Genomic DNA, 1,411 nt, shown 5'->3' with positions numbered 1-1,411 from the left:
ATTTTTGGCTTCTATAATCTTAGGGTTTTGTCTGTGTTCTTTAGTTTTATTGATATGTGGCTGATATATCTGATAGTCAGCAAAGTTTTTAATAAAAAGGCGGCATTGGCTGCGGCCGCTCTCTTTGTCCTGAACATTTATAGCTTGATTGCCGGACTTCAGGTTGATATAGATGGAGCGATCCTGCCCTTTTTCGTTCTCCTGGGTTATTACGGGTACCTGGGATTGCTTGAAGGCGGACACAAACGACGCTCCTTGTTTTTACTAGGTCTTGCCATTGTTGGGGGATTGTTTACCAAGGAGAGCTTTGTTTTGTTTTTAGCGGCATTGATCCTGGACTATTTATTCATTTTACATGAGAGAAATAAGGATAATTTTCTTAGAGTATTGAAGCAGGTCTTGAAAGCAAGCGTACCGGTGTTAGCTTTTATGGCTTTGCTGTTTTATTTTTACTATTCCCGTCTTCACGGGATTATAGATTACGCCATGAACTTTAAGTCCTTTAACTTCGGCTCGAGAGCTTATCTGGAACTTGGTTTTAAGGTTGTTAAGTCATTTGTTTGGTTGTCGCCATTATTGACTCTTCCTGCTGTTTTCGGCCTGTTTATAAAAGAAATACGAAACAGGCAGAGATTTTGGTATTTGTATGTCTTTGTTAATTTATTATTCTATTTGATTTTGTTTGATTTTACCAAGTTAACGATAGAACGCTATTTCATGTTTTTGATAGTTCCCGCGGTTATTATAACAAGCGATGTTTTATATTATTGTTACAAAAAAGCCAGCTCCGTCTTGTCGTTTAAAAAATTTGTAGTCGGTACGGGCACATTTTTTGTTTTTGCGCTTCTTATATTTTCAAGAACTTATGCAGTCTTGCCGCTTAATCCAAAAACGGCTTATGTGGAACAAGTAAAGAATTTTGATTTTAATTTTCTGATCCCATTTTCAAGCGGTTCCGGGCCGATAGGTTTTTATTTTTCGGCGCAATTTATTTTATGGTCATGGATTATGGCAACTCTTTTCCTGGGCAGTTATTTATTAATAAGGCGCACTAAATATAAAACTTATATTTTCGCATCTTTTTTGATATTCGGTTTTGGTTATAATTTGATTTTTATGAATGAGCTTTTGCGAGGCAGTTTGTATGGCAGTCCGGATAGAATAGTTCGCCAGACACTTAATTATGTTCTAAAAGAGCCATCAATAACGAGGATCATAACTTATAACGATATCGCCCCTTATGACCTCAAAAAAAGTGGTAAATACCACTCAAGATTTTATACGGCTCCGGAAGGGGACTACACGAAAAAGGTATCAGCTTTTAGAGGGCACTATATGATAGTGGACTTTCCGGCTATTTATAAAAACGATCGGTACTGGCCGTTGATAACCAGATGCCCTTTGTTGAAGA

1 protein-coding gene is annotated in these 1,411 nt (G+C 37.3%); it reads left to right on the top strand.

Annotated features, from left to right (window positions below; all coding sequences use genetic code 11):
- Positions 1-54: 54 nt before the first annotated feature.
- Positions 55-1,411, top strand: a 1,357-nt coding sequence (locus Q8Q95_00715) for a glycosyltransferase family 39 protein (GenBank protein MDP3764128.1), incomplete at its 3' end; no start/stop codon positions are given.

It is taken from the genome of bacterium (genome assembly GCA_030697795.1).
In the GTDB taxonomy this organism is placed as follows: Bacteria; Patescibacteriota; Minisyncoccia; order JACQLN01; family JACQLN01; genus JACQLN01.
This window is presented reverse-complemented; position numbering and strand designations above follow the sequence as displayed.